We start from the raw sequence: 2,845 nt of genomic DNA on the forward strand, positions 1-2,845 counted from the left end.
TTTCCAGCGCCTCCCATACGGCGTCCGTTTCTTCCGGCGTGTTTCCGGAGGTGAGCGCCCCTGCCGCCACGCCCGCTTCCTGCAGGCTCCGGACCTGATCCCGCATCAGGGCAATCAGGGGGGATATCACCACCGTCACCCCGTCACGCAGCAGGGCAGGAAGTTGAAAACATAGGGATTTACCGCCACCCGTGGGCATGATCGCCAGCACGTTTTCCCCCGCCGTCACCGCGTCGACGATCGGTTCCTGCCCGGGCCGGAAGGAATCGAATCCGAATACGTTCTGAAGAAGCGTGGAAGCGCCTGTCATATGACCTCGGGAGGGGTTTTCGCTTTTTCGCCCAAGGTCCCACAGGGCGGCATCCGGGGCAAGGCCCCACCCGGTTTCGCCCCCGCGACGGGGGCGCATCCGGTCAGTAGAACGCGGGCGCGTTGTTGATCAGGACAATCCGCAGGATCGCCACCGCGATCAGAACCACCAGCGGGGCAAGATCAAGGCCGCCCATGGCGGGCAGAAAGGCCCGGACCCGGCTATAGAGCGGCTCCAGCAGCCGGTTGAGGCCGTCCCAGATCTGGGCCACCAGCGGCTGGCGCAGGTTGAGAACCTGAAAGTTGATCAGCCACGACATGATCACATGCGCAATGATGACGAACCAGACAATGTCCAGCAGCAGCATGATGATTTGGAACAACGAGGCCATGGCGTACCCTTTCGCGAGACGTGGTTGAGATAAAGGGCGCGACACCAAAGGGCAAGGGTGCCGCGAGGTTGTCGTTGACCGCCACCCCGTCCGCTCGGAAAAGCAATCCCGCGTCTTTCCCAGACCAACCGAGGATTCCGATGTTTCCCTTCGTGCGCATGACCAAGGATCTGCTTCGTGCCCGGCGGCAGCCCGCTTTGGCCTCGCTGACGGAGGTTCATGTGAGCCATCACAGGTGCTGGCCGCATGATCTGGATTTTTGGCTCGAACTCAATAACGGGCGGGCGCTGTCGCTTTACGATCTGGGGCGGACCGCGCTGGCGCAGCGGCTCGGGCTCATCGCCGTACTGCGGCGCGAAGGCTGGGGCATGACGGTTGCGGGGACAAGCACACGCTTTCGCCGTCGCATCCGCGGGTTCGAGCGGTTCGAGATGCGCAGCAGACTGACCTGCTGGGACGACAGGTTCATCTATCTGGAACAGAGCATGTGGAAGGGCAACGGAGAATGTGCAAGCCACGTGCTCTACCGCACAGCACTGACCGATGCGAAGGGGTTAATCCCGCCGCCGCGCATCCTTGCAGCCATGGGTCGGGCGGACACATCGCCCCCCATGCCGGATTGGGTCGCCCGCTGGGTCGCAGCGGAGGCCGACAGGGCGTGGCCGCCGATGCAGATGCAAAGCTGACGCCAAAGGTCAGTGCTTCATCGCGTCGATGACCTCAGACACCCGCGCGGCTTGGTTGTCGTCACGTTCGTGCTGCAATCATTGCTTGCAGCAACGCGGTGCCCCTGCTCTACCTTTCCGCAACGGCGGGAGGGCAGAAAGAATGGGCACGGTCAAACAGCGTATCTGGGGCTGGTATTTCTTCGATTGGGCCAGTCAGCCCTACAATACCCTGCTCTTGACCTTCATTTTCGGCCCCTACTTCGCGCAAACGGCGACGACCGCGCTGATCGAAAACGGCATGGAACCCGGTGCGGCAAAGGCGCAGGCGCAGGCCTACTGGGGCTACGGGCTGACAGTCGCGGGTGTGCTGATCGCGGTGCTGGCGCCCATCCTCGGCGCGGTGGCCGATTCCTCCGGCAGGCGGTTGCCATGGATCTGGCTCTTCTCGGCGCTCTACGTGGTGGGTTCCGCCGGGCTATGGTGGACAGCGCCGCAGAGCTTTTCCGTCCCCTTGGCGCTCCTGTTCTTCGGCATTGGGTTGATCGGGATGGAATTTGCCACGATCTTCACCAATTCCTATCTGCCGGAACTGCACCCCGACCCTGCCGAGCGCGGTCGCATATCAGGCTCCGGCTGGGCATTCGGCTATGCGGGTGGCGTGCTGGCGCTGATCGTGATGATCGCGCTTTTTCAGGCAACGCCATCGGGGGTGACGATGGCAGGGCTTCCCCCGCTATTCGGGCTGGACCCGGAGACCGGCGCCGATACCCGTATCGTCGGCCCCTTCACCGCCGTCTGGTACGTGATATTCATGATCCCCTTCTTCCTCTATATCCGCGACCAGCCGGCGCCTGCGGCGGCGCGCTACCGGGTGGGTCANGGGNTNCNGGATGTCCGGCAGGGGGGAGCCTTCGGGCAGTGCAATGCCCAGTACCGAAACGGGCGTGAGCGAAATGATCAGGCAGCCGGTGAGGATCAGAACGACACAGCAGAAGACGATCACGGGCATCGGCCCCACGCGCCGATCCACCCGGCCGCCCACCCAGCAGAATACCGCGCCGGAAATCGCGGCAAGGATGCCGAAGATGCCGATATCGATGATAGACCATTCCAGCACGCCGAGAGCATAGATACCGCCGAAGGTATACATCCCGTTGAGCGCATCGCGGTAGAACATGGAGGAACCGAGATAGGCCATTAGCGACGGGTGGCGGGGCAACCGCCGCAGGGTACGGACCAGATCGCGCAACCCCTGACCCACCCGGTAGCGCGCCGCCGCAGGCGCCGGCTGGTCGCGGATATAGAGGAAGAAGGGGATCATGAATATCACGTACCAGACGGCGGTGAAGGGGCCGACGATACGGGTATCGGCGCCGGTCTCCGGGTCCAGCCCGAATAGCGGGGGAAGCCCTGCCATCGTCACCCCCGATGGCGTTGCCTGAAAAAGCGCGATCATCACGATCAGCGCCAGCACGC

The 2,845-nt window shown here is 63.4% G+C and carries 3 protein-coding genes and 2 pseudogenes; 2 read left to right on the plus strand and 3 right to left on the minus strand.

The genetic code is table 11. From position 1 onward, the window contains the following. Together A3764_RS13650 and A3764_RS13655 are read right to left on the minus strand one after the other, a co-directional pair. The coding region (locus A3764_RS13650) for a DEAD/DEAH box helicase (protein WP_150122181.1) at positions 1-310 on the minus strand (310 nt) is incomplete at its 3' end. A 103-nt stretch (positions 311-413) separates the two neighbouring features. Further along, a complete protein-coding gene (locus A3764_RS13655) occupies positions 414-701 on the minus strand; it encodes a YggT family protein (RefSeq protein WP_067926578.1) in 288 nt (95 codons plus the stop codon). A 140-nt stretch (positions 702-841) separates the two neighbouring features. Between A3764_RS13655 and A3764_RS13660 the strand changes: the two genes are divergently transcribed. Together A3764_RS13660 and A3764_RS13665 are read left to right on the plus strand one after the other, a co-directional pair. Next, complete coding sequence (locus A3764_RS13660) at positions 842-1,387, plus strand: acyl-CoA thioesterase (RefSeq protein WP_067926575.1); 546 nt, start codon at positions 842-844, stop codon at positions 1,385-1,387. Between the two features lie 142 nt (positions 1,388-1,529). Continuing rightward, positions 1,530-2,264, plus strand: a pseudogene (locus A3764_RS13665) (MFS transporter); the annotation flags it as partial. Here A3764_RS13665 and A3764_RS26020 read toward each other — a convergent pair. Further along, positions 2,259-2,845 (minus strand): annotated as a pseudogene (locus tag A3764_RS26020) (MFS transporter); the annotation flags it as partial. The pseudogenes A3764_RS13665 and A3764_RS26020 sit on opposite strands and share 6 nt — an antisense overlap.

The sequence above is a fragment of the Sulfitobacter sp. HI0129 genome, from assembly GCF_001635395.1.
Classification (GTDB): Bacteria; Pseudomonadota; Alphaproteobacteria; order Rhodobacterales; family Rhodobacteraceae; genus Sulfitobacter.